Raw genomic sequence first — 25,823 nt, 5'->3', positions numbered from 1 at the left:
AAAATTAAAGCACAGTTGGTAAAAAATTAAGAAAAGTGTATTTTTGTATACAATTGTGCACAATTAGATATAATTACTCTTGAACGCCTCGAAAACATACGTCAAAAGCTTCTCAAACAGGGTTAAATCTTATCAATCAGGAGATTCGAGTGTCTATTAAAGTTGGCATTGATTCAAAAAAAGTGAGAAAAGAACTTTCGGTAAATGGCAGAAAAATTGCCTTTTATTCCATTAATGCAGCGAGCGATGCTGGACTAGGAGATTTCTCCAAACTGCCTGCCGCCTTGAATGTTGTTTTAGAAAATTTATTACGTTTTGAAGACGGTAAGACGGTCAGCTTACAGGATATAAAAGCTTTTTCAGACTGGGCAGAAAATGGTGGCCAAACCTCTCGAGAAATAGCATATCGACCTGCTCGCGTGCTAATGCAAGATTTTACTGGAGTTCCAGCAGTGGTTGATTTAGCCGCTATGAGAGATGGCATCATGAAACTTGGAGGCGATCCCCAAAAGATTAATCCCCTAAACCCAGTTGATCTTGTGATTGATCATTCAGTGATGATCGATGAATTTGGAAATCAACGGGCCTTTAAGACAAATGTAGACCGTGAATACGAAAGAAATATGGAACGTTACTCTTTCTTAAAATGGGGACAGTCAGCATTTAATAACTTCCGTGTTGTTCCACCCGGTACAGGGATATGCCATCAAGTAAATCTAGAGTACCTTGCCCAAACTGTATGGACTGATATTGACCAAAATGGTTTTGAAGTTGCTTATCCGGATACATTAGTAGGAACAGACAGCCACACAACAATGGTCAATGGGATGGCTGTATTGGGCTGGGGAGTCGGTGGAATTGAAGCTGAAGCAGCCATGCTTGGCCAGCCTATATCTATGCTTATACCTGAAGTCGTAGGGTTCAAGTTGTCAGGTGAACTTACCGAAGGAACCACTGGGACCGATCTTGTTCTTAAGATAGTAGAAATGCTTAGAGAGAAGGGTGTTGTTGGTAAATTTGTAGAATTTTATGGAGATGGATTAGACAAACTCCCCTTAGCCGATAGAGCAACAATAGCAAACATGGCGCCAGAATATGGAGCAACTTGTGGGTTTTTCCCAATTGATAACGAAACGTTGCGATACCTTCGAAACACTGGCCGAGACGAAGAGCGGATTTTATTGGTCGAAGCTTACGCAAAAGCAAATAATTTATGGCGAACTGAAGATTATAATCCTATTTACTCTGATACACTTGAACTTAACATGAGCTCCATAGTTCCAGCTATTTCTGGCCCCAAAAGACCTCAAGATTATGTGAGGCTAGATAGTGCGAAGGAAGCATTCTTAGAAGAAATGGAGAAAACCTTCAAAAGACCAATGGATGAAGAAATTAATGTTGAGGGTGAAGATTTTAAGTTGTCTTCGGGAAAAGTAGTCATTGCTTCCATCACATCTTGCACAAATACATCGAACCCATATGTAATGATTGCAGCTGGCCTTGTAGCACGTAAGGCCGTCGAGTTAGGACTTCAGCGAAAACCATGGGTAAAGACATCACTGGCTCCTGGATCACAAGTAGTATCAGCCTATTTGGAAGCTGCAGACCTACAAAAAGATTTGGATCAGATAGGGTTTAATCTCGTTGGATACGGCTGTACGACCTGCATTGGAAATTCTGGCCCATTACAACCTGAAATTTCAAAAGCTATTTCCGATGGCGATCTTGTGGCAACTTCAGTTTTATCTGGAAACCGAAATTTTGAAGGCAGAATATCTCCAGATGTAAGAGCAAATTATTTAGCATCTCCTCCATTGGTAGTCGCCTATGCCCTAGCAGGCACCGTTGACATAAATCTCACGACCGAACCAATAACAACAACACCCGAAGGAGAAGAAGTCTATTTAAAAGACATATGGCCTTCATCACATGAAGTTGCAGAACTCGTGGAGAAAACGGTCACAAGAGACGCTTTTCAGTCAAAATATGCAGCAGTTTTTGATGGTGATGAAAAATGGCAAGAGGTTGAAGTTACAGAGAGAGAAACATATGATTGGCCGTCGACTTCAACGTATGTTCAAAATCCACCCTATTTTGCTGAAATCGCGGAAAACCCGGGCTCCATATCAAGTATCAATAATGCTAAAATATTAGCTCTGTTGGGCGATATGATTACAACCGATCACATTTCCCCAGCTGGTTCTTTTCAAGAAACAACTCCTGCTGGTAAATATCTGACAGAGAGGCAAGTACCTTCACGTGAATTTAATTCATATGGCTCAAGGCGGGGTAATCACGAAGTAATGATGCGTGGAACATTCGCCAACATTAGGATTAAAAATGAAATGCTCTCGAATGTTGAAGGTGGCTATACAAAAAATCCAAATGGTGAAACAACATCAATTTTTGATGCTGCGATGGCCCATAAAGAAAATGGCACTCCTTTAGTAATCATTGGCGGAGAGCAATATGGCGCGGGTTCTTCTCGGGATTGGGCAGCTAAAGGAACTGCATTACTCGGCATCAAAGCTGTTATAGCAGAAAGTTTTGAAAGAATTCATCGTTCAAACCTCGTGGGTATGGGAGTTATACCCTTTGAATTCACAAATGGTAACAACCGAAATTCACTTGCTCTTACTGGAGATGAAATAATTTCAATTCACGGACTGGAAGAAATAACGCCACTTGGCGATACTGACTGCGAAATTCTGTACCCCGATGGAAACATTAAAACGATTAAGCTTAAATGTAGGATCGATACAGCAATAGAGATAGAATATATCGAGCACGGTGGCGTTTTACACTATGTATTAAGAAACCTAGCCAAAGCGTCCTAGACAACTAGCAGAAAATACATCTATTCTTTATTTAGGGCAGACTCGTACGCTGGCAAAAAGCGACTTACGTAGTCTTGGCCCACTAGAGGACCAGCAAATCGAAACAAGACCTCACCTTCGTTATTAATTATAAATGTTTCGGGCGGTGCCGTTACACCCCAATCGATGGCAGTCCTACCATCGGGATCGTATGACACGGCTTGAAATGGGTTACCATACCTCTGCAGATATGAGAGTGCATTTTCTTTATCATCTTTTATATTTACTCCAAAAATAACTGTACCACTTTCAGCTATTTCAAGTAATTTTTCATGTTCAGCCCTACAAGGAGGGCACCAACTCGCCCAAAAGTTAACGAGTTTAATACCAGGAGACTTCATTAATTCAGGAGTTACCTCAGAACCCGAGTATAATTCGTTTTTGGTGATATCTGGAGCTAATTCCCCAATTAGCACGGAAGGCAAAGAATTATCGTCATCACGCTGTAAACCAATATAAAAAGCACCGACAAGAAATATAAAAAAAACAATCGGCAAAAACATCAAGATTGGGATATTTGACATCCCTTTCATGAATTATCTTCTTTTTCCAAATCAATTCGAATTCTATAATTTCGGTACAGAATAAAAGCTACTAGACAGCCAATTAATAGAAATGAAATTCCATAGGACGTTAAAACACTAAAAGCATATTTCCCCAGATCTGGCACGTTCTACTCACTATCCTTTCTTAAACGCAAAGCCTCAGTGCGCCTCAGGCGAATTTCAGTCCTTGTACCTATTAATACTAAAGTTAAGAACAGAAATACAAACCCAAATATTGAAAATAACAAAGGTTGATAAAAGACATCTGCAACGTTTTTTTCTTTGTCTAAAGAAAGCGACGCACCTTGATGCAAGCCTTGGTTCCAGAAATTTACTGCATAGCGACTTAAAATCGCAAACACGGAGCCAACTATACAGAGCATGGAGGTTAAATCAGCAGCGGTATCTGGATTATCTATCGCTGACCAGAGCGCCATGTACCCTAAATAAAATAAAAATAGAACAAGAAACGAAGTTAATCTTGGATCCCACGCCCACCAAGTACCCCACATTGGCTGACCCCATAGAGCCCCAGTTACTAGGGCAACCATTGTCATTGTAACTCCAACGGGAGCAGCTGCCTTTGCAGCCAAGGCTGATACATGGTGACGACGAACCAGCCATATTAGTGAAGCAACCAACATCATAAACCAAGCATTAATCGCCATTAATGCTGATGGAACATGCAAATAGATAATCTTTACTGTTGAACCCTGTCGATAGTCATCAGGCGTGAAAAAAAAGCCCCAAAACAATCCAATAGATAGTCCAATAATCGAAAAACCAACAAAAAATGGTAATACTTTGTCAGAAAGCTTTAAAAATTTTACAGGATTAGCATATTCCCAAAGCGACATCATATCTCCTCTTCATCGCAAGTTAATTCTTAAAACAAAAGCTGAAGCAAAAGGCAATATTGAAAAAGCTGCCAGCGTAACCGCTGTTAAAATCAATAAAGCTCCATTGTTGGATACATCTTCTAGACCTTTACTGGCCACATTTGCACCAAAGATAAGGGTAGGAACGTACAGAGGCAAGACAAGTAAAGATAACAGTAACCCTCCTCTCCTGATACCAACGGTCAACGAGGCACCGAAGGCGCCTATCGCCGACAGGGCCGGCGTGCCAATCAATAAAGATATTACCACCCACTTTAAATCACTGACCTGTAATCCAAGCAGTAAACCAAGAATTGGCGAAACTACAACCAATGGTAGTCCGGTTGTTATCCAGTGTGAAAATGCTTTTATAGTTACCACAGCCTCCAAAGGGATAGGAGACGTCAGCAATAGTTCAAGTGTCCCATCATCATAATCGAGCGAGAAAATTCGATCTAATGATAGGACGCAGGCCAATAAAGCACCTACCCACAAAACACCAACAGAAACTTTTGATAGTATCACCATGTCAGGACCAATACCCAGCGGCACCAAAACAACTACTATTAAAAAGAATGCCACTCCAAGACCAAATCCTCCGCCAGCTCTTACTGCGAGGAGCAAATCACGTTGTAGCAACGCTATCATAAGAATGCTCCTGCACTGGCATTCAAATTTCCACTTTTTGTGCGATAATCCTCTATATTTATGTTCGAGGAGTGTGTTTTCAGGCCAAGATCAGTATGAGTTGCTACCACTGCGGCACCACCCGCTTTTAAATGATTTTTTAGAATTTTAGAGAATTCTTCCATAGATTTTTTGTCTAATGAAACCGTTGGTTCATCAAGCAACCATATACCTTTATCGGCCAACATAAGACGAGCTAACGACAACCTTCTTTTTTGCCCTGCAGATAACTTGCCTGCAAATCTATTCTCAAACTTTGTTAGATGAAACACCTCCAGCGCTTCTTCAAACTCTTTTTCACCAAAAATAGCACTCCAAAAACGTAAATTCTCTGATACTGTTAATGACGTTTTTATTCCATTCGAGTCGCCAGCAAAAATGAAGTTATCGGTCTCTATTAATATCTCACCCTCATCTATCGGTTGCAATCCAGCTATAGATCTCAATAGTGTGGTTTTTCCAGTGCCGTTACCACCAGTCAACGAAATGAATTGGCCAGACGATAGAGTAAAGTTTAAACCCTTAAACAGACTTACCCCACCTCGGGAAACACTTAAATTATTTACTGATAACAACATGCAGAATACATAGACTAATTTTTATAACAGAAAAAGTGACAAATTTAAGTGTATAAATAAGCTATTTCGCCTTAAAATAATATCATAAGATACTGCTTTAATTTAATTATTTATATTTATTCGGAATTTATTTTGCTCAAAACTTAACTCATAAGTCGATCACTCAATAGTGGAAGCCCACTCAAAGCAGACAGCGTAATTATTAAGAAGGCAATCATCCTATACAGTTTCTCCTTCTCTGGGTTAAAAAAGACTGCGCCGATAACATTTCCTAAACCCATTGGGATTGCTAAAACTAACCCAAAAACAACGGCATTTATATTCAGAACGCTCGCAACACCAAGAAAAAATAACGCAAAAATATCAAATCCAAAAAGAAAAAGCAGATTATTTGCTCGTATTACTTTTACTGGATGAATGGTCGCCATGTAAAATAATATCACCGGCGGTCCAGGCACTCCAGCTATCCCACCAGTTACACCAGCGACACCTCCAAGCCCAATTAATGCACCATTACCAAGATTACCATGAAACCTCCATCCCGTTGCGAGCACAAAAACCATAAACAAAGCGAGACTACTTACAATATATCGGAATATTTCCGTCTCCATATTAACTAAAAAGTACAGTGCTAGCGGAAGTGTAATTATCATGCCACCAATTAGCCGCAACAAATCTGGTTTGTAGGCATCCCGCAAGGCTTTCGGCACTATTAAAGCTGGACCACATAAATCCATTATAGTTAAAACGATTATAGCCGTAACAGGATCAAAATATTTGCCAGCCACCGGCAAAAATATCATTGCTGTGCCGAATCCGGAAAAGCCCCTTACGATACCCGCAATAAGTGCTGTTAAAGCGACAGTTAAAAGTCCATTTAATTCAAATATCTCGACAAAAATGTTTGGTATCATGGCTGCGGCATGGAAGTGCCAGCCTCTGCATTTGGTTTTGACCAATCGCGTTTTATACCCAGGAGCAATAAGATATTTGAGGCAACAAAAACGGAACTATAAGTACCCACAACCACTCCCCAAATCATAGCAAATACAAACCCCCTGATGACGTCACCACCTAGAGTAAATAATGCAATCAAAGCCAGCAGCGTAGTTAAAGAAGTCATAATCGTACGGCTCAAAGTATCATTAATTGATAAATTCATTACATCAATCAGTGGCCTCTTTTTGTATTTTCGTAAATTTTCGCGCACCCTATCGAATATAACCACCGTGTCATTCAAAGAGTAGCCAACTATGGTTAGTAAGGCTGCAATTATTGCTAAATCAAACTTAATTTGCAAAACAGAAAAAATGCCTATGGTAAGAACTATATCATGTATAAGAGCTGAAACAGCCCCAAGCGCAAATTGCCATTCAAAACGCAGCCATATATAAAATAACACCGCACCAATCGCTAATAAGATTGCCATTACAGCTTTTTTTATCAATTCGCCTGATACTTTTGGACCCACGCTTTCTACTGCTTGGAATTTGATGTCCTCAGATACATTAGCCTTTAAAGTGCTAAGTATTATTTCGATGATTTCAGATGTCACTGCTTCCTGACCATCCTGCGCCTCAATTCTTATAAGAGCAACATTTTGATCAGCTTCGAATGTAGGGTCAAAAACTTCCGAAATTGCAACGTCACCTAGATTTAGGCTCGATAGCGCGTTTCTATATTTAGCTATTTCAATTTCTACTTTGCTTTCCGAACGGATTGAAGTACCCCCTTTGAAATCAATTCCAAAGTTCAGGCCTAATATAATATAGGTTATAAAGGATAGAATAACCGCAAAAATTGAGACGCCGAAGAAGACGTTTGATTTTCCAAAAAAATTGATCGTAGTTTCATTCGGCACAAGTTTTAATCGCATAATCAAACCTCTACTTTTCTTGGGCGACGGCGTTCAAACCAAATCACAATTAGAAGTCTGGTCACAAATATCGCAGTGAACACAGAGGTTATAATCCCTAAACCAAGCGTAACCGAAAAGCCCCTAACCGGACCTGATCCAATAGCAAATAAAATCACTGCTGTTATAAATGTAGTGATATTTGCATCGATAATCGCAGAAAGTGCCTTCTCATATCCCAATTCTATTGCTCTAGCTGGACCTTTATTTAATTTGATTTCCTCCCTTATGCGCTCAAAAATCAAAACATTTGCATCAACCGCCATACCTATAGTCAACACAATTCCTGCAATACCGGGCAGTGTTAACGTAGCCCCGATGGCACTTAATAAACCAAAAATTAAAAATACATTTACGATAAGAGCAACATTTGCGAACAGACCAAACATACCATATGATAAAAACATAAACACCAAAACGGCTGCAAATGCTACAATACACGCCATTTTGCCTGCTTTAATACTATCAGCACCTAACTCTGGCCCAATTGTTCGCTCTTCCAAGAACTCAAGGCCTGCTGGAAGCGCGCCAGCTCTGAGCAGAATCGCCAAGTTTGTACTCTCTTCGACAGTAAAATTACCTGTTATTATACCCGACCCACCGGGGATGTGAGACTGAATAACAGGTGCACTTATGACTTCCTTGTCCAAAACAATTGCGAAAGGACTTCCTATGTTTTCTGCTGTATAGTCACCAAACTTTCTTGCTCCTGTTGGATTAAATCGGAAATTTACCGCGGGTCTTCCATTTTGATCAAAACTTGGCTGAGCATCCACCAATTGCTCACCCGTTACTACCGCGGCACTTTCAAGCGTGTAGAATACTCCCTCTTCATCCAATGAAGGTAATACTTCATTGCCGAAAGAAGGCGTCGTCGAAGAAGAATTTTTTCCGATGACAGCCTGAAATGTGAGCTGAGCCGTCGTACCAATTAATTCTTTGAGCTCTGTAGCCGAACCTATACCCGGAACTTGGATCAAAATACGATCTAATCCTTGACGTTGTATCGTAGGTTCCCGTGTTCCAACTTCATCAACTCGCCGCCGAATAATTTCCAAAGACTGTCGCATTGTTCTTTCATCAGTAGCCAGAACTTCGGCATCAGATAAGGAAATTAGTAGAAAATCACCGTCTGAAGATATTTTTAAATCTTCAGCACCTGCCTGTGTCAAACTAACTACAGGCTTTGAAAGCGCCGCTACAGCCTCAATCGCTGTTTGCATCGCTTCTGGTTTAGAAATTTTAACACGTAGTACCCCAGGTGTACTGTCTTGTAATCTAATTGTGCCAATATCGGATCTCTTTTTCCTGAGAACATCGCGAACATTTGGCCACAAGCTCTTAATTCTTTGAGCATGAACATCACTTGTGCGCACTTCCGCTAGTAAATGAGCGCCGCCTCTTAAGTCCAGACCTAAATTAACGAGAGAGGATGGTAAGTAATCGAACCAAAGTTGCTGCTCATCTCTAAACAAATCAGGATCTTGACCATTTTCAATTGCTGAATTTGCGTCATTGTAGCTTTCTACCCTTGAGTAGAAAGCATTCGGCAAAGCAAATAAAAGGCCTGCCAGAACAAGACCATAGATTATTATACGTTTCCAAAGCTCTATTTGCAGCATTAAAAAATCAACACAATTTTACGCTGCGGGCTCTGTCTTTGAGAGAACCTGCGCGACCGTAGATTGTACTACTCTAACTTTTACGCCTTCGGACAACTCAACTTCAAGTTCATTGTCTTCCTTCACTTTTGTGACTTTTCCAATTAGTCCACCCTGGGTTACGATCATGTCACCCCGTCTCAGACTTTCAACCATTTTTTTATGATCTTTTAACTTTCGTTGCTGTGGTCGAATAAGTAAAAAATACATGATAGCGAAAATAAGAATTAGAGGGACAAATTGTGCAAATGCTTCCATGAGGAATTCCTTGTTATTATAAAGTGCCGTGCTTGGCGGAACCTAGGCCCTTGTTGCTCAGTTTGCAAGGTACCTTCGACTATTATTTAGTTAGTTTTCTAAAGGGTAACAAGCTCCAAGCCTCATCTAAAAATTTTGCTTATAGATCTTATAAAAGTATACACTTTGTCATAGTAATGTTGCATAAGAAGCCAGAAAACTTGAATAGGTTTAAGATAATGCATGACATAAAATACATCCGCGAAAATCCTGAAGTGTTTGATAAAGCTTTGAGCCTTCGCGGGCTTTCCAAAATGTCGGCAAAAATCCTTTCCCTCGATGAAGAGCGCAGATCTGCAATTTTAGCAGCCGAAACCGCGACAGCCGAACAAAATAAAGCGGCCAAAAAGATCGGGAAGGCAAAATCATCAAATGATGAAACCGCCTTCAATACACTTCGAGATTTGGTTGCAAGTAAAAAGAAAGAGGTTACCTCATTAGCTTCACAGGCAAAAGAATTAGATCAGGAATTGGCAGATTTATTAATGACTATTCCCAATATCCCACTGAGCGACGTTCCTGCTGGGGAGGACGAATTAGAAAATATTGAAATATTCAAATGGGGAACACCTCCGCAAATTAAAAATGCAAAAGAACACTTCGAAATCGCAGGTGTTAAACCTGGTATGGACTTTGAGACTGCATCAAAGCTGTCAGGATCCAGATTTGTTTTGTTGCGTGGATCCATCGCTCGAGTTCATCGCGCTTTATCTCAGTTCATGCTCGATATACATATTAATGAGCATGGTATGACAGAAACCATGACGCCAGTTTTGGTCAGAGATGAAGCAATGTATGGAACCAACCAATTACCTAAATTTGCTGAAGACAGCTATAAAACAACAAACGGCTGGTGGTTAATACCAACATCAGAAGTAACTCTAACAAATACAGTCTCAGGCCAAAACCTAAACGAAACCGATTTACCTATTAGGCTTACTGCACACACTTTGTGTTTCCGATCAGAAGCAGGATCCGCTGGCAAGGATACATCTGGAATGCTTCGGCAACATCAATTCGAAAAGGTCGAGATGGTCTCAATAACCCATCCAGCTCAGTCGCTGGAAGAACACTCCAGAATGACCAAATGTGCTCAGGCTATATTAGAAAAGCTCGGCCTACCCTATAGAACTGTTGTGTTATGTACGGGTGACATGGGCTTCGGTGCTCGAAAAACTCACGATTTAGAAGTATGGTTGCCAGGACAAGGTAAATATAGGGAAATTTCGTCTATTTCGGTTTGTGGAGATTTTCAAGCCAGACGGATGCTTGCCAGATTCAAACCTGCTGAAGGGGGAAAACTTCAGTTTGTCCATACCCTCAATGGATCCGGAGTGGCAGTTGGTCGGTGCTTAATTGCAGTTTTAGAGAACGGTCAAAATGAAGACGGCTCAGTATCCTTACCTCCAGTATTAAGTCCTTATTTAGGAAATTGTACCCGTATAAATTCTACCGGGGGCTTGGAATAACCAAGCTAGGGTCTCAAGTTATCAAAACGGAACATTTACACCTACTAAAGATGTTTTTTCAACTTCGAGGGTTGTGATTTTTTTCTATTTTTGAATGGATTTTTGTCAGATTGCGATCGCATTGTTAACCTAATTGGAGTTCCAGGCAGATCAAACGATTCTCGCAAACCATTTACCAAATACCGACTGTAACTTGTAGGTAATTTACTAGGATTAGAACACATAACGACGAAGCCAGGCGGCCGCGACTTTGCTTGTGTTATGTACCTCAATTTTATTCGCTTACCATTAGGGGCGGGCGGTGGGTGAGCCGCCACCATATCACTCAGCCAGATATTAAGCGGAGATGTAGCTACCCTTTTGTTCCAAATTTTATGGGCTTTCATTATTTCCTTATTTAATCGTTCCAATCCACGACCATTTTTTGCCGAGACGGTTACTAATGGCGCACCTCGTAATTCAGGTAATAGTCGATGAAAAGCCTCGCGCATGTTACGCAGTTTTTCTTGCTTATTTTTTTCAATGTCCCATTTGTTTACTGCAACAACCACAGAACGACCTTCTCTCTCGGCAAGGCCAGCAATTCTAAGATCTTGTTGTTCGAATGGTATAGCCGCGTCCAGCAAAACGACTACAACCTCGGCGAACTTTACAGCCCTCAGACCATCTCCTACCGACAATTTTTCTATTTTATCATTTATTTTTGCTTTTTTGCGCATACCTGCCGTATCAAAGATACGCATCGGTATCGCCTGCCACTCTAACTGAATAGAAATTGCATCACGGGTAATTCCGGCTTCTGGACCAGTTAAGAGTCTTTCCTCCCCAATGATTTTATTAATTAATGTTGACTTGCCAGAGTTTGGTCGGCCTATCACCGCCACCTGTAGTGGCCTCTCCCTTGTTGGAGGATTATATGTAAAAATATCTTTAGCGTGATTGTCATCCGAAACATCAATGTCTACTTCCGGTGAAACATGAGCTCCCTCTTGAAATGGTTTATCGAAAAGCGGGACAAGTTCAGACAACAAATCCGTCATGCCCTCTCCGTGCTCTGCTGAAATGCGTAATGGTTCTCCTAGACCAAGACTATAACTATCAAGAAAACCCGAGTCTGCAGCTCTACCCTCAGACTTATTTGCAGCCAAAATAATATGCTTAGCCTTTTTCCGGAGTAGATCCGCAAAGAAATGATCTAATGCCGTTACTCCCACCCTTGAATCAATAACAAATAAGCAAACATCAGCTAAATCAATTACACTTTCTGTTAATTTTCGCATCCGGCCCTGCAGACTCTCGTCAGTCGCCTCTTCCAAGCCAGCTGTATCGATTGCTACGAAGCGAAGATGACCTAATTTTGCCTCTCCTTCACGTAAATCTCTTGTAACTCCTGGTTGATCGTCAACTAATGCAATACGCTTTCCAACCAGCCTATTAAACAGCGTTGACTTTCCAACATTAGGACGTCCAACGATTGCTAGAGTGAAGGTCATTTCAGTGCTCCAAAGATTCAGGCATCACATTTTGCATAAAATATATTAGCGAAAAGCGTGCAGGTCGCCGTCTCGCGACACAAAATATAAAACATTATCCGCTATTACCGGATTACTTGTAGCACCGCTGGGCACTCTTACATCATCTATAAGCGATCCATCTATAGGATTGAATATTCGGATTTTTTTATCACTAGAAGCTAGAATAACCCTACCACTTGCGACAATAGGCCCAAAATGGGCTACAACTTCCTTACTTTTTCTAGGGTTAATTTTTAGAAAGCTAGGCAACTGAACCGACCAAACTATTTCGCCAGAGTACTTATCCATTCTAACGAGCTGGGACAAATCATTTACCAGAAATAAGCTATCACCCGCCGGCCAGATATTTCCAAGGGTTCCTAAGGGTTTTCCCCAGATACGCTCACCATTATCAAGATTTAATGCTGTAATCCGACCAGACGCGTTTGCCACAAAAACAATAGAGCCATCTACAACCGGCGATGTAACAATGTCGTCAACAATACTTACAGCGCGTCCACTTCGCCCTCCAGAGATAGAGGTGCTCCATATGGCTAAACCACTCTTTCTGAATACAGCTTGGACTTCACCAGAACCATAGCCAAAAATAGCAAACTTTTCAGACAAGGCAGGGGCAGAGTTACTTATCAAGTTATTTACATCGGAAAAGTTATCCAATGTCCAATTTACTCTTCCTGTTTCAGCATCAACCGACCAAGCGCTTTCATCATTCGATACCAAGTAAACCAAACCATCATAATATGCAGGCCTCGTGCTACCAGAGCCTAAAAGACGTTGAGACCATATTTCTTGGCCAGATGAGGGGTCTATAGCATGTAAAAGTCCATATGCCGTTGTAACAAAGATTTTACCGGCACCCGCTGCCAGACCGGCGCCGCTTACCTCTCCACTACTCTCACCGTCCGGCGTCAAATCTTTTCGCCACAAAATTTTACCATCTTTAGTCGTCGCGCTCAAAACCATAAGACTATCGACTGTAAAAATTTGACCCTCAAATACAACGGGTTCCGCAGTTATGCGGTGACGGGATTGGTCTCCTTTCCCTATTGAAACAGACCAAAGTAAATCAATCGCTAAATCTAGAGATGGATGTGATGTTCTTGTGATTTGAGTACCATGACCTTGAGTCCAAGATTCATTTGCCTTAGCATTTGAGATAGAAAAAGGCCTGGAACCGTTTTCTATAGAACCAGACATATTATCCAGCTTTGCTTTACTATCGACTGAGCTTATGGGCTCTCGTTTCCCCGGCACCACTACTTGTTCCTGGGCGCAACCAAGTAATAAAATCAAAGACACTAACGTCGTTAAGCCAGTTTTCAGCTTCAATAAACAATACTCCCAAACATTTCCATTAAACCCAAAACTCAGAGGCTGGATGGATCAACACCCAATGACATGAGAAGCTGTGACACTCTCTGTCTCATAGTATCAGTAAGTTCTGCATCCTCCAAAATAGATTTTAGTTTATCGACTGCAGTATCAATGTCTTGAGTTTTTAACGTCAGCAGCGCAATCTGCTCCTCTGCCAATAAGCGAAAAGGATTACCCGGAGAAGCCATTTCTTTGAAACCGGCTAAAATCAAATTATCTTCGACATTCCCATGACTAATCAAAAGGAATTTAAATTTTGCCATGTCTCGGTAGACTCGCGAAATAGATGGGTCCTCGAAAATAGCATTTAAGCTCGCGCTAGCAGCTTCATAATTCTCCAGCGAAATCTCTTCGGCTGCCAAAAGCATAGCCAAGATTGCTTTTGCTTCGGAGTTTGAGACTTCTATCTTTCTTAATTCTTCAGCTCTTTCCTCTAAATTGGAGATATCAAGCGCGTTAATAATAGCAGTGCCAACTGCTTCTGCTTCCGTCCTCGCCTGTGCTTTCTGAAATTCTAAATAAGTTGTCCCACCGACGATAGTTACCACCGTCAGAATGCCAACCCATGCATACTTACGCAAAAATTTGTATAAGCGATCGCGTCGCACCTCTTCGCTTACTTCTTCAATAAAACTATCCGTATCGCTCACAAATAACCTCACAATGACATTTTCTATCATTTCTTAACCGTTCTAATGGCTGAGGGGAAGCCCCTATACTTTTGCTGCACTTGCAAAAAGAGTTTGAAAATATTAATCTGAACTGGTGAGTTCAGCGTAGTGTTTAAGTACTGGTTTGTAAGGAACCTCGTTTTATGAAAATTATTTCAATAATCACTGCAATGGTTGTTATCTTTGCTTTGTACGTTCTGGTGTTTGAAAGGGACTCTTTTGATAAGTTAGCAAGTGGAAACAGCATCAAAAGTGTGGTTGAAGCGAGACTAGAACAACAAAACACTAATGCTGAAACAGAAACCTCAGATCAAGAAGTTACCCAACAAATTGACAATGTCTCTGAACTTGTCAGTGTTGTTGTTTATGCATCAAGTTCACAAACCCTGGGAAGTTATGTTATTTTGCGGGGAGAAACCGAAGCAGCGCGTTTTGTTGAAGTTCGGTCAGAAACTTTCGGTCAGGTTGTATCAGAACCCTTACGAAAAGGATCGTTTGTTAAAAAAAATGATATTTTGTGTAAGTTGGATGAGGGTACAAGAAAGACCGCGTTAGCAGATGCAGCAGCTAAATTAGAAGAAGCAAAAGCCTTGATCCCACAAACGGAGGCAAAGTTGGATGAAGCAAATTCTAGACTTGAAGAAGCCAAAATAAATTTTAACGCTGCAACAAAACTATCTCAGGGCGGCTACGCCTCAGAGACCAGAGTGGCCTCTGCCGAGGCGGCCATGAGGTCGGCAGAGGCAGGGGTGGCCACTGCAACTGCAGGCTTTGAAAGTACCAGAGCACGCATTCAATCTGCCGAAGCAGGCGTCGCTGCTGCTGAAAAAGAAATTGAAAGACTAATAATAAAAGCGCCCTTTGAGGGAACATTGGAGTCGGACACAGCTGAGATTGGATCTTTACTTCAACCCGGCGCCTTGTGTGGCACTATCATACAACTTAACCCAATCAAACTAGTAGGGTTCCTACCCGAAACAGAGTTATCTCGCGTAAAATTGGGGGCTCCCGTCAAAGCCAAGCTTACAAGTGGTCACGAAATAGATGGCAATGTAACGTTTCTTTCCCGTTCGGCTGATACGACAACCAGAACATTTCGAGTTGAAGTAAATGTCCCAAATGACCAACTAGAAATAAGAGATGGCCAGACTGTTGAAATAGCAATTGGATCTGACGGCAAGAAGGCGCACCTGCTCCCGCAATCAGCATTAACTTTAAATGACGATGGAATACTGGGAATAAGATTAATAGACGAACAAAACACGACCCGGTTCGCAGCGGTAAATCTAGAGCAAGATAGCAAAGAAGGTGTCTGGGTTTCAGGGTTAGATGATAATGTTGACGTTATAGTTATTGGACAAGAATTTGTTAGAGAGGGCGTTAAAGTCTCTGTGACTTACAAGGATGTATCCTTATGACTGGCCTAATAGATTGGGCTTCTGCGCGCGCGCGGATGATCATAGCGATAATTGCCTTATCGCTGGCGGCGGGCGTTTACGCGTACACGGGTCTTCCAAAAGAAGGTGAGCCAGACATTGAAATCCCGGCATTATTCATATCCGTGCCATTCCCTGGGATTTCTGCTGAGGATAGCGAGTCTCTGCTAATAAGAACTATGGAAACTGAGTTGGCAGACTTGGATGGCCTCAAAAAAATGAACGCCACGGCATCAGAAAATTATGCTGGAATAGCGTTAGAATTTGAGTTCGGCTGGGACAAGACAAAAATTATGGCAGACGTCAGGGATGCCATGAACAAAGCGGAGACTAAGTTTCCTGCTGGAGCGGACAAATACTCAATTAATGAGTTCAACTTTTCCGAGTTCCCAGTGATTATTGTAAATTTAACCGGGAAAGTGCCCGAGCGCACAATGACAAGGGTCGCAAAGGAGCTTCAGGAAAAACTAGAGAGCATGGACGCAGTGCTGGAAGCACCTATTTCTGGCAATCGTGAAGAAATGGTGGAAGTATTAATAGATCCACTAAGGCTCGAGGCCTATAACGTTACCGCGAATGATTTAATTAGTGTCGTTAGAAATAATAACCAGTTAATTGCTGCAGGAAATATAAATTCAGACCAAGGCGCTTTTTCCGTAAAAATTCCTTCAAGTTTCGATGAACCTTCAGATGTATACAACCTGCCAGTAAAGACAAATGGCGATCGCATTATAACTTTGGGAGATCTTGCAGAAATAAAACTAACCTTCGAAGATCGTTCAGGTATAGCGCGATTTAACGGTGAAACAACAGTGGCAATTCAAGTTGTAAAACGCCGAGGCTTTAATCTCATAGACATGGCAGAGGAAGTAAAATCTGTCGTCAAAGCAGAGTCACAAAGCTGGCCAAAAGATCTGCAAGTTGCCGTCCAAGTAGGAACCTCTAATGATCAATCCAGTCAAGTAGCAAGTATGGTTGGGCAATTAGAGGGTTCTGTCCTTACAGCTATTGCTCTGGTCATGATAGTGGTGCTAACCTCGTTAGGGTCTAGAGGGGCAATCCTAGTGGGCTTTGCGATCCCAACATCTTTTTTGTTATGTTTCGTTTTACTGGGCGTTATGGGTGTAACAATCTCAAATATGGTCATGTTTGGGCTAATTTTAGCAGTCGGAATGTTAGTGGACGGCGCAATTGTAGTAGTAGAATATGCCGATAAGCGGATAGCAGAAGGGACTGGCCCAATGTCCGCATATGTTGAAGCGGCTAAAAGAATGTTTTGGCCAGTGGCCAGTTCTACAGCGACCACCTTGTGCGCATTTTTACCAATGCTTTTCTGGCCAGGCGTGCCTGGTCAATTCATGGGTATGCTGCCAGTTACATTAATTTTTGTTTTATCCGCTTCGCTTATTGTAGCATTAATCTTTCTACCAATCATTGGTGGGGTGTCTGGTCGTTTAAGCCGCATGTTTGAAAATGCTTCGAACCTTTTGCGTACAAAACTTCCTTGGTTTATTCGGGCAGCTTTAGTCCCGTTAACAATTTTCTGTCTTTTCTGTACTACTATGCAGCTTATAAACCCAAGTTTTTTGATGAATATAGAGAGCGGCCAGTTGAGTATTATCAGCTATATACCTGGAGGAATTGGTCTAATCGTATCAGCATTTTTAGTTTCAATTACAATGGGTGCCGCTGAATTTAAGCGCGAACGTCAAAAGGTTGTTTCTGGATACAGGAGAACGTTCTTCGGACGTTTTATAAAAATTATAGTGGGCAACCCAATTATGCCATTGGCAGCAATTGGTGGTATAATATTTTTGACAACTTCAGTCTTTACTTACTTCGGCCAGAACAACTATGGCGTGGAGTTCTTTGTAGAATCCGAACCAGAGCAAGCAATTGTTTACGTTCGTGCGAGAGGCAATCTATCTCTTCTAGAAAAAGACGAAATTGTAAAAGAAGCAGAAAAGATCGTCTTAGCTCATCCAGGAGTAGATAGTGTTTTTGCGTTTGCCGGCGCAGGTGGGTTGAACCAAAATACAGCGGGGGCATCATCTCCAAAGGACACCATTGGTCAGATACAATTGGAAACTATTCCTTGGGATAATCGAAAAAATAATCCAGATCTAGATGGAGATCTTGTAATTGCAGAATTATTGGCTGATTTACAAAAAATACCTGGGATAAAAATAGAGGTACTTGAATTAGCCAGAGGTCCTGTAAGTTCCAAACCCGTACATTTGCGTTTGAAAGGCAATGATTGGGATGAACTTCTTATGGCTACTCAAAATATGAGGGAAATATTTGAGGAAACGGAAGGTCTTACGTTAATTGAAGATACCCGACCATTACCAGGGATAGATTGGCAAATAAATGTCGATGTGGAAAAGGCCGGGAGATTTGGCGCAGACGTGACGACTGTGGGTGCCATGGTTCAGTTAGTAACTCGGGGGGTCTTACTTGATACAATGCGAGTGGATAGTTCGGACGAAGAAGTTGAAATTAGGGTAAGGCTCCCGGAGAACTACCGCGTTTTGAGCACTCTAGACACATTGAAAGTTCGTACAAAGGATGGCCTGATCCCACTGTCTAACTTTATTACTAAATCGCCGGTAAAAAAGCTGGGTGAAATAAATCGGATTGACCAAAAGCGCTTCTTTGACATTAAAGCTGGGGTTGCGGATGGATTAACAACGACACTGATCGATCAGAATGGAAATAAAACAGAAGTATTTATCAATGCAAACGAGAGAATAGCACATTTGACAAAGTATCTTGAGAAAAACCCTCTTGGACCAGGAATTAGCTGGGAGTGGACTGGAGATCAGGAAGACCAAGCCGAAAGCCAAGCATTTCTTTCGACAGCTTTTTCAGCAGCTTTAGCACTTATGTTTATTATATTATTAGCTCAATTTAATAGTTTTTATAACTCTGTAGTGGTGCTCTTGGCGGTGATACTATCAACCGTAGGCGTGCTTATTGGAATGCTGGTTATGCAACAGCCATTTTCTGTTATTATGACAGGCACCGGTATAGTTGCTCTTGCTGGAATTGTGGTAAACAATAACATAGTCCTCATCGACACCTATCAAGAGTTTTCGAAATACTTACCACGCATCGAAGCCATAATTAGAACAGCAGAGCAGCGTATAAGACCCGTATTACTAACCACAATTACGACCATGGCCGGGTTAGCTCCGATGATGTTTGGTTTGAGCTTAAACTTTATAAACGGTGGATATTCAGTTGACAGTCCGACTTCTCTCTGGTGGAAACAATTAGCAACAGCGGTAGTTTTCGGACTTGGAATTGCCACCATGCTAACCTTGGTTTTCACTCCATCCCTTCTGGCACTTCGTATCTGGATTGTTACATATGTGGTTTGGATAGGTCGCTTCCTTATTAGAATTGGTGCAGGAAAGAGTGGGAAAAGTGCACAAGATTGGGCTTTGAGACGGGCTGCGAAACGGCAAAAGAATACAGAAATAGTTTGGAATGAGGGTTATTTGGCATCCAACATGGTAGGCCTCAAAAATATGGAATCATCATTCACTCTGGACGCTAAGACTCAAGCCGCCGAATAAGACATTTTTAAGTTTCTGATTTAGCCAGCCTTTAGCTGCATGTTCCAAAGTTCAAAGTAACGACTTCGGTTTTTTAAGAGATTGGAGTGTTTACCAATTTCAACTATTTCCCCACGTTCAAGAACAACTATTTTGTCAGCATCTGAAATAGTTGATAGACGGTGCGCTATTGAGATAACCGTTCGGCCCTTACCTGCATTTTCCAGAGCATCTTGTATTTCACGTTCAGTTTCTGAATCGAGAGCCGATGTTGCCTCATCCAGTAATAAGATTGGTGGATCTTTCAATAGTGTCCTTGCAATACCTACCCTCTGCTTCTCACCGCCAGAAAGCTTTAAACCTCTTTCACCAACAGTAGCGCCATATCCATCTGGTAGAGACGTAATAAAGTCGTGTATTTGAGCAGCCCTGGCCGCCTCTTCTACCTCTGCCGCCGTAGCATTATCTTTGCCGTACGCGATGTTATAAAATATGGTGTCATTAAACAAAACTGTATCTTGGGGAACAACTCCAATTGCGGTATGTAAAGATGATTGAGTAACATTTCTAATGTCTTGTCCATCTATCGATACAGAACCTCCTGACACATCATAAAACCGAAATAAAAGACGACCAAGTGTTGACTTGCCAGAGCCAGAAGATCCTACAATTGCAACCTTTGCTCCACCTTGAACCTCAATACTTAAGTCATTTAGAATTGGACGCTTACTGTCATAACTGAAATAGACATTTGAAAACTTTACTTGGCCGTTTGTAACATTTATCGGCTTGGCGTTAGGTTTATCAACAATCTCTGTCTCCTGCTCTAATAAATTGAACATTTCACCCATGTCGACGAGTGCCTGTCTTATTTCTCGGTACACAGTGCCAAGGAAATTTAGAGGCATTGTTATCTGGATCATGTAAGCATTTACCATTACAAAGTCTCCGACTGTCAAAACACCATTTTGGACTCCAAGAGCAGCCATCACCATTACTGCTATTAATCCTAAAGTTATTAAAACGGCTTGGCCAAAGTTCAGAAAACCCAATGAATATGCCGTCTTTAGAGCTGCATCTTCATAACCTGCCATAGCAATGTCATAACGATTGGCCTCTCTTTGCTCGGCATTAAAATATTTAACTGTTTCAAAGTTTAGCAAGCTATCTACAGCTTTTTGTGCTGCATCAGTATCTTGCTCATTCATTTTCTTTCTTAATTTTACGCGCCATTCAGTTACTTTAAAGGTGAACCAAACGTAAATTCCAATAGTAACAAAAATTACAGCCAAATACCTTATATCAAGCATCACATAGAGTAAAATTGCGATCATCAATAATTCAAGCACCAAAGGACCAATTGAAAACAATAAAAACCGAAGTAAAAACTCAACCCCCTTCACACCTCTCTCTACAATTCGAGAAAGCCCACCAGTTTGACGCGTGATGTGATATCGTAGAGATAATGCGTGTATGTGCCGAAAAGTTTTAAGTGCAAGTTTACGGAGAGCTCTTTGAGCTACCTTGGCAAACAAAACGTCTCTCAACTGCTGAAAACCATTGGTAAATATTCGAGAGACGCCATATGCAACCGTAAGGCCAAGAGCCCCAAGAAAAAGCTCGTCAACCCCTTGGTTTGATAAAGCGTTAACTGCATCACGATAAATAAGAGGAGTGTAAACAGCAATTACCTTTGAAAGAATTAGGGCGAGCATTGAAAAAATAACTCGATACTTTATTTCAGCCTGCCCTTGTGGCCATAAGTATGGCGCTACTCGAATTATAGTGCGCATACCTGATTTTCTCTCCAGATATTCGCTATTCTGTTCTTCTTTTTTCATTTAATCTGTAATGTCCGCAATCATAATTATTAATCAACTGAGTGTTGCTTTAGTCAAATCTTGGTTTAATAGTTTTTCTAATTTGTTCAATTGAGATCGGGTAAATCAAACAACTGCCCGGGATAAATCAAATCAGGATCCTTAATTTTGTCACGGTTTGCTTCGAAGACACGCACGTACAATAATCCATCACCATATCTCTTGCGCGCTATAGCCCAAAGTGTATTACCCGGTTGTACTGTAACAATGTTAATGCGAACAGGGCTTGAACTTGGAGCGATTAACGCGGCAAGCTTCTGACGATCCTCACGTTTAAAAGGACTTTCCAATCTAGAAACCACATCTCCCCTTGATCCAAGCTCATCAATACGCAGAGTGTACGTGCCTGGAATAACATCAGACAAATCTGTCTCCCAATAGCCAGAATCGTCCGTTTTTGCTGCTGATATAGCCTCATTATTGACGTAAAATCTAACAAGGCCATCAGGGTTGGAACGCCCGCTCAGAGTAACGTTGCCCAACGGATCATAAGCTATAGAATCGAGCGCCAGTTGATCTTTTGCTCCTTGATCATCCTGTAACACCTTAACCCCATCACTGTCGGCAACCACTACTTTTGGTTGCGACGTGCTTGAATTCATTGTTGGGTTTGCAATATCTGCAGCATTATCTGGAACGCTGACGACAGAATCGCTCTCGGAAATATCCGCTTTATTTTCTGAAATTTCAGATTTTTCTAATGCCTCTTGCAGTTCTGTCTGCGTTTCCTGTGACTCTAACTGTGATGGATCTACTTGCACCGTCTCTTCTTTATCTAACCCGTCAGAGACCTTAACCTCTTTTTGCTTCGATGAAGATGTCTCTGCTTGATCTTCTTCCAAAATCTCGGCTTCATTAACTTCGATGTCAGGTTTTTCAACAGCCTCCGGTTGCACTTTATTTTCCGAAGTCAACTTTTCGTCAGATTTGTCAGTCTCTACTTCTTGGCTCTCAACGGATCCTTTCATTTGTACTGACCCGACCGACGCAGTCTCATCGGCGGGTTCTAAACTTGCCACTTCGTCTAGCAGCTGCAAATCCTCTTCTAAAGCCTTCTTTGCTATTTGTGATGGCAAAATAACTAAACTTTGGTCTGCATAAACAAAATCATCACCTTTGAGTGTTCTCAAAACAACTACACGAATTTCTTCACTTGAGCTTAATTCAAAAATTGATGCAAAGCTCCCATCTTTTCCAACGGATATTGTCCCAATTAAAGTCTCACCGACAAGGACTTCTATAGTTGCTCCGGGTTCTGCTCTCCCAGCGAGAGTAACGAGCCCATCAACATCAACCCGAGCCGTATCCAAAAAAACTTCGACCGGTATAACTTCAGTATCTTCAGGAGTTGGCTCTTCTTTTTCTACGTTTTTCTCAGCAGACGGTTTTAATTCAACCTTAGATGTAGAGCTATCAGCTTCTTTTGTCGTCTCATTTATTTCAACTTGGGTTTGTTCTTGAACATTTTGGATATCTACGCCCGAAACAGACTTCTCTTCTTGTGTATTCAAAGTATCAAATAAACCATAAGTTACTACACTTACGCCAAGCACGCCGAGCCAAAACCAAACGGAACTTAATAATTTCAATTTTGTAAATCTCCAAAATTTCAATAAACCATTTCTACAGTTGAGTGAGGGCATCAACAAGGGTAAAGTTTATAGGTCACTCTAAAACAAGGATTTTAATATGTTATCACTTTCTGTTTGTGTGTTTTGCGGTTCACGTTATGGAAGCGATAACGCCTACAAAAAAGCTACCGAGCAACTAGGACGACTGCTTGCGGAAGAAAACTGTCGGCTAGTTTATGGGGCTGGCAACATAGGTCTTATGGGCACCGTAGCTCAAAACATACAGTCTCATGGTGGAGAAGTTATGGGAGTAATTCCAGAACATTTATTGGAAGCAGAGGTTGGTAAAACCAACAATAACAATTTTATAATTACACAAAATATGCATGAACGCAAAAAGGTCATGTTCATGAATTCTGACGCTATTATTATTTTACCGGGTGGCGCAGGGACACTTGATGAATTCTTTGAAGTATTAACCTGGGCACAGTTAAAATTGCACAACAAACCAATCATTATTTTAAATGTCAGCGGGTTCTGGGACCCTCTCATTGAATTAATAAACCACCTTGTGGAAAATGGATTTGCGGATCAAAGTTTGAACAAACTATTTAAAGTTGTTTCATCACCGGGAGAAACTATTGAGGCGCTCAAATTAAATTCTTAGTGGATATGCTTGCAAAAGAATAAATAAACAAAGCCAGCCAGATTAAACCAAATGCCACCGCGTGCCAAAGTCCGAACGGTTCCAAAAAAATAAATATGGCAACGAAAAATTGAAGCGATGGATTTAAATACTGAATTATGCCAAGTGATGTCATTTGTACACGCCTTGCTGCATATGAAAAAAGCATTAACGGTACGGCTGTCATAGGCCCACTAAAAATTAAGAGAGATGTTGTCGTAATATTAGTACCGAAGCTTCCGGTTCCATCCAAATGCCAATAAAGAAGAAGTATTATAGCTACTGGCAACAGTAAAATCACTTCACTTGTCACGGATAGAACGGGCCCTAAGCTAATCTGTTTTTTTAGCATGCCATAAATCCCAAAAGTAATAGAAAGAACCAATGCGATAAAAGGTAAAATATTTTGCGATATGGCCAGTATTAATACTGCGATTGTAGCTAAAACTACAGAAACCCATTTCATTAGGGACAATCGCTCATTGAAGAAAAACAATCCAAACACGACTGCAACGAGGGGAAAAATATAATATCCAAAACTGGCTTCAGTGGCACGATCGTTATGAACGGACCAAATAAAGAAGAACCAGTTCGTAGAAATCATAGCAGCCGCCCAAAACAAAGTTTGGACTAGTTTCCTATTTCTAAATACTATCTTCAACTCCTCTAATCTGTTCTGTAGCCGCAAAAAAAGAGTGAAAGCGACTACCGACCAAATTGTCCTATGGCAGAGGACTTCTATAGGAGGGGTTTCAGATAATTGCTTATAATATATGGCGGAAAGGCCCCATATTGTACAAGCAACTATCATAGCTATCGCGCCTTTCAGATGCTCAGACATCATGCCGCCCTTGACATACCAGCGGATAAAATGGCGCTGTTAATATTTTTAATCACAGACCCCACTGCAATGGGGTCTGTTAAAAACCTTAGTTGTTACATTCTAGATAAAACATTTTCCCAATTAACAAGTTTATCGAGAAAATTTGTTAAATATGCCGGTCTCTTATTACGAAAATCAATGTAGTAAGAATGCTCCCACACGTCGCAACCTAATAATGCAGTTTGACCGAAGCATAGTGGATTCACACCGTTTTCGGTTTTTGTAACTTTAAGCGAACCGTCTTTATCTTTTACCAGCCAACACCAGCCTGCGCCAAATTGTCCAGCACCAGCTGCGCAAAAATCTTCCTTAAATTTATCGACTGAACCAAAATTTTCATTTAGAGCGGACGATAGCTCCGACGGCATATTATTTCCTCCAGGACCCATCATTTCCCAAAACTGAACGTGGTTCCAATGCTGCGAAGCATTATTGAAAATGCCATTTTGAGCAACGGAGCCAGCTTGATATGTTCCAACTATAATCTCTTCTAGAGATTTATTAGCCCATTCAGTGCCTTCAATTAATTTGTTACCATTATCCACATACGCCTTGTGGTGTAAATCATGGTGAAACTCTAGGGTCTCTTTAGACATACCAAACTCAGATAATGCATCGTGAGCATACGGTAGATCAGGTAATTCAAACGCCATTCAAAAATCCTCTTATTCAAAATATGAGCTCTACAGGATGGTAGGTTTACTCACAAAACTTCAATAGTAAATAAGCAAAACATGGTAAAGCTATAAAAATCCCAGTAAATATTGCAAGTTGTAAATAGTCTACCAGACGCCTACTTCACTGCCTTTTTTACAGGAAATTAATAACAAATCTCGAAGATATTTTTCTACTGACCGAAAACAAATGATAGTAGCTCTATTTTCCTCAGTCAGCCAAATTGCAGCTGCGACTTGTGAAAGGCGTGTTCGTCTAATCTCACCCAATTCCAAACTGTTGATTGCTGTATCAATTGGTGCCAATTTAGCTATTACTTCTCTGACCTTACCTCCCTCTAATGAAAAAACTACTCTTGCATCAGATACGTCCAGTGAAAGTGAATGATATGACGTCATGGTCTCTTTTACGCGATTTAATCGGTTAACAACCTCCGATTTCATGCAAAAATAAAGCAACTCATCCGGTGACATCCAACCCAACAAAGCATCGGTGGTTGCTTCTGTCTGTCTGACCGATGGCATACTTATTCCAAGAGCGTGACGCAATTTTCGTTTCAGTAGTTGGTTTTCAAGATCTAGGCGCAAAGTAATCATCCCTACATCCCTGTGTTGGAAGACTTTGAGATAATTCGTCTCATCACTGAT

General features: G+C 41.1%; 22 protein-coding genes. 5 read left to right on the top strand and 17 right to left on the bottom strand.

What is annotated here, in order from left to right; translation table 11 throughout:
* Positions 1 to 149: 149 nt before the first annotated feature.
* Positions 150 to 2,837, top strand: coding sequence for an aconitate hydratase AcnA (gene acnA, locus ACTF5Q_RS04645; protein ID WP_438953507.1), 2,688 nt, complete (start codon positions 150 to 152; stop codon positions 2,835 to 2,837).
* Positions 2,838 to 2,857: 20 nt separating this feature from the next.
* Here the strand turns inward: acnA and ACTF5Q_RS04640 are convergent, their stop codons facing one another.
* The 9 genes from ACTF5Q_RS04640 to yajC form a co-directional block, all read right to left on the bottom strand.
* The gene (locus ACTF5Q_RS04640) at positions 2,858 to 3,409 is read right to left on the bottom strand and encodes a DsbE family thiol:disulfide interchange protein (protein WP_438953506.1); all 552 of its coding nucleotides are present in this window, start codon (positions 3,407 to 3,409) and stop codon (positions 2,858 to 2,860) included.
* Positions 3,406 to 3,546, bottom strand: a complete 141-nt coding sequence (gene ccmD / locus ACTF5Q_RS04635; RefSeq protein ID WP_438953505.1) for a heme exporter protein CcmD — start codon at positions 3,544 to 3,546, stop codon at positions 3,406 to 3,408. Before ccmD ends, ACTF5Q_RS04640 begins: the two co-directional genes overlap by 4 nt.
* 3 nt (positions 3,547 to 3,549) lie before the next feature.
* Entirely contained in the window at positions 3,550 to 4,278 is a 729-nt protein-coding gene (locus ACTF5Q_RS04630) for a heme ABC transporter permease (RefSeq protein WP_438953504.1), read from the bottom strand.
* Positions 4,279 to 4,290: 12 nt separating this feature from the next.
* The gene (gene ccmB, locus ACTF5Q_RS04625) at positions 4,291 to 4,947 is read right to left on the bottom strand and encodes a heme exporter protein CcmB (RefSeq protein ID WP_020043820.1); all 657 of its coding nucleotides are present in this window, start codon (positions 4,945 to 4,947) and stop codon (positions 4,291 to 4,293) included.
* Positions 4,944 to 5,564: a heme ABC exporter ATP-binding protein CcmA gene (ccmA, locus tag ACTF5Q_RS04620; RefSeq protein ID WP_438953503.1), complete on the bottom strand. Its 621-nt coding sequence runs from the start codon at positions 5,562 to 5,564 to the stop codon at positions 4,944 to 4,946. Before ccmA ends, ccmB begins: the two co-directional genes overlap by 4 nt.
* A gap of 143 nt (positions 5,565 to 5,707) precedes the next feature.
* Positions 5,708 to 6,478, bottom strand: coding sequence for a sulfite exporter TauE/SafE family protein (locus ACTF5Q_RS04615; protein ID WP_438953502.1), 771 nt, complete (start codon positions 6,476 to 6,478; stop codon positions 5,708 to 5,710).
* Positions 6,475 to 7,440, bottom strand: a complete 966-nt coding sequence (gene secF / locus ACTF5Q_RS04610; RefSeq protein ID WP_438953501.1) for a protein translocase subunit SecF — start codon at positions 7,438 to 7,440, stop codon at positions 6,475 to 6,477. The genes ACTF5Q_RS04615 and secF overlap by 4 nt, the downstream gene beginning before the upstream one ends.
* Positions 7,441 to 7,442: 2 nt before the next feature.
* Positions 7,443 to 9,101 carry a protein translocase subunit SecD gene (gene secD, locus ACTF5Q_RS04605; RefSeq protein ID WP_438953500.1) on the bottom strand — a complete coding sequence of 553 codons (1,659 nt, stop codon included), beginning with the start codon at positions 9,099 to 9,101 and terminating at the stop codon, positions 7,443 to 7,445.
* Positions 9,102 to 9,119: 18 nt separating this feature from the next.
* Entirely contained in the window at positions 9,120 to 9,398 is a 279-nt protein-coding gene (gene yajC / locus ACTF5Q_RS04600) for a preprotein translocase subunit YajC (protein WP_153693410.1), read from the bottom strand.
* 218 nt (positions 9,399 to 9,616) lie between these two features.
* Here yajC and serS point away from each other — a divergent pair, with 218 nt between their 5' ends.
* Positions 9,617 to 10,906 (top strand): serine--tRNA ligase, encoded by a 1,290-nt coding sequence (gene serS / locus ACTF5Q_RS04595; RefSeq protein ID WP_438953499.1) that lies wholly within the window; start codon positions 9,617 to 9,619, stop codon positions 10,904 to 10,906.
* A gap of 44 nt (positions 10,907 to 10,950) precedes the next feature.
* Here the strand turns inward: serS and der are convergent, their stop codons facing one another.
* The 3 genes from der to ACTF5Q_RS04580 are packed head-to-tail and all read right to left on the bottom strand — an operon-like array spanning position 10,951 to position 14,495.
* Positions 10,951 to 12,399 (bottom strand): ribosome biogenesis GTPase Der, encoded by a 1,449-nt coding sequence (der, locus tag ACTF5Q_RS04590; protein ID WP_438953498.1) that lies wholly within the window; start codon positions 12,397 to 12,399, stop codon positions 10,951 to 10,953.
* Between the two features lie 45 nt (positions 12,400 to 12,444).
* A complete protein-coding gene (locus tag ACTF5Q_RS04585) occupies positions 12,445 to 13,770 on the bottom strand; it encodes an outer membrane protein assembly factor BamB family protein (RefSeq protein ID WP_438953497.1) in 1,326 nt (441 codons plus the stop codon).
* A 38-nt stretch (positions 13,771 to 13,808) separates the two neighbouring features.
* On the bottom strand, positions 13,809 to 14,495 hold the full coding sequence (locus tag ACTF5Q_RS04580) for a hypothetical protein (RefSeq protein WP_438953496.1): 687 nt from the start codon (positions 14,493 to 14,495) through the stop codon (positions 13,809 to 13,811).
* A gap of 134 nt (positions 14,496 to 14,629) precedes the next feature.
* On the opposite strand from ACTF5Q_RS04580, the gene ACTF5Q_RS04575 reads away from it, so the two are divergent.
* Positions 14,630 to 15,904 carry an efflux RND transporter periplasmic adaptor subunit gene (locus ACTF5Q_RS04575; protein WP_438953495.1) on the top strand — a complete coding sequence of 425 codons (1,275 nt, stop codon included), beginning with the start codon at positions 14,630 to 14,632 and terminating at the stop codon, positions 15,902 to 15,904.
* Positions 15,901 to 19,503 (top strand): efflux RND transporter permease subunit, encoded by a 3,603-nt coding sequence (locus ACTF5Q_RS04570; protein ID WP_438953494.1) that lies wholly within the window; start codon positions 15,901 to 15,903, stop codon positions 19,501 to 19,503. Before ACTF5Q_RS04575 ends, ACTF5Q_RS04570 begins: the two co-directional genes overlap by 4 nt.
* 20 nt (positions 19,504 to 19,523) lie before the next feature.
* Here the strand turns inward: ACTF5Q_RS04570 and ACTF5Q_RS04565 are convergent, their stop codons facing one another.
* Complete coding sequence (locus ACTF5Q_RS04565) at positions 19,524 to 21,323, bottom strand: ABCB family ABC transporter ATP-binding protein/permease (protein WP_438953493.1); 1,800 nt, start codon at positions 21,321 to 21,323, stop codon at positions 19,524 to 19,526.
* A gap of 86 nt (positions 21,324 to 21,409) precedes the next feature.
* Positions 21,410 to 22,951, bottom strand: a complete 1,542-nt coding sequence (locus ACTF5Q_RS04560; protein ID WP_438953492.1) for a LysM peptidoglycan-binding domain-containing protein — start codon at positions 22,949 to 22,951, stop codon at positions 21,410 to 21,412.
* A 100-nt stretch (positions 22,952 to 23,051) separates the two neighbouring features.
* Here ACTF5Q_RS04560 and ACTF5Q_RS04555 point away from each other — a divergent pair, with 100 nt between their 5' ends.
* Entirely contained in the window at positions 23,052 to 23,600 is a 549-nt protein-coding gene (locus ACTF5Q_RS04555; protein ID WP_438953491.1) for a TIGR00730 family Rossman fold protein, read from the top strand.
* Here the strand turns inward: ACTF5Q_RS04555 and rarD are convergent.
* From rarD to ACTF5Q_RS04540, 3 genes are all read right to left on the bottom strand, one after another.
* Complete coding sequence (rarD, locus tag ACTF5Q_RS04550) at positions 23,584 to 24,459, bottom strand: EamA family transporter RarD (RefSeq protein ID WP_438953490.1); 876 nt, start codon at positions 24,457 to 24,459, stop codon at positions 23,584 to 23,586. The genes ACTF5Q_RS04555 and rarD overlap by 17 nt on opposite strands.
* 95 nt (positions 24,460 to 24,554) lie before the next feature.
* The gene (locus ACTF5Q_RS04545; RefSeq protein WP_438953489.1) at positions 24,555 to 25,154 is read right to left on the bottom strand and encodes a superoxide dismutase; all 600 of its coding nucleotides are present in this window, start codon (positions 25,152 to 25,154) and stop codon (positions 24,555 to 24,557) included.
* Between the two features lie 129 nt (positions 25,155 to 25,283).
* Entirely contained in the window at positions 25,284 to 25,772 is a 489-nt protein-coding gene (locus ACTF5Q_RS04540) for a sarcosine oxidase subunit gamma (RefSeq protein WP_438953488.1), read from the bottom strand.
* Between the last annotated feature and the right edge of the window lie 51 nt (positions 25,773 to 25,823).

Source organism: Candidatus Salinivivens marinus, assembly GCF_965655845.1.
Lineage (GTDB): Bacteria > Pseudomonadota > Alphaproteobacteria > Rhodobacterales > Rhodobacteraceae > Salinivivens > Salinivivens marinus.
Note: the sequence above shows the minus strand (reverse complement) of the source record. Positions and strands in the feature narration are given on the sequence as shown.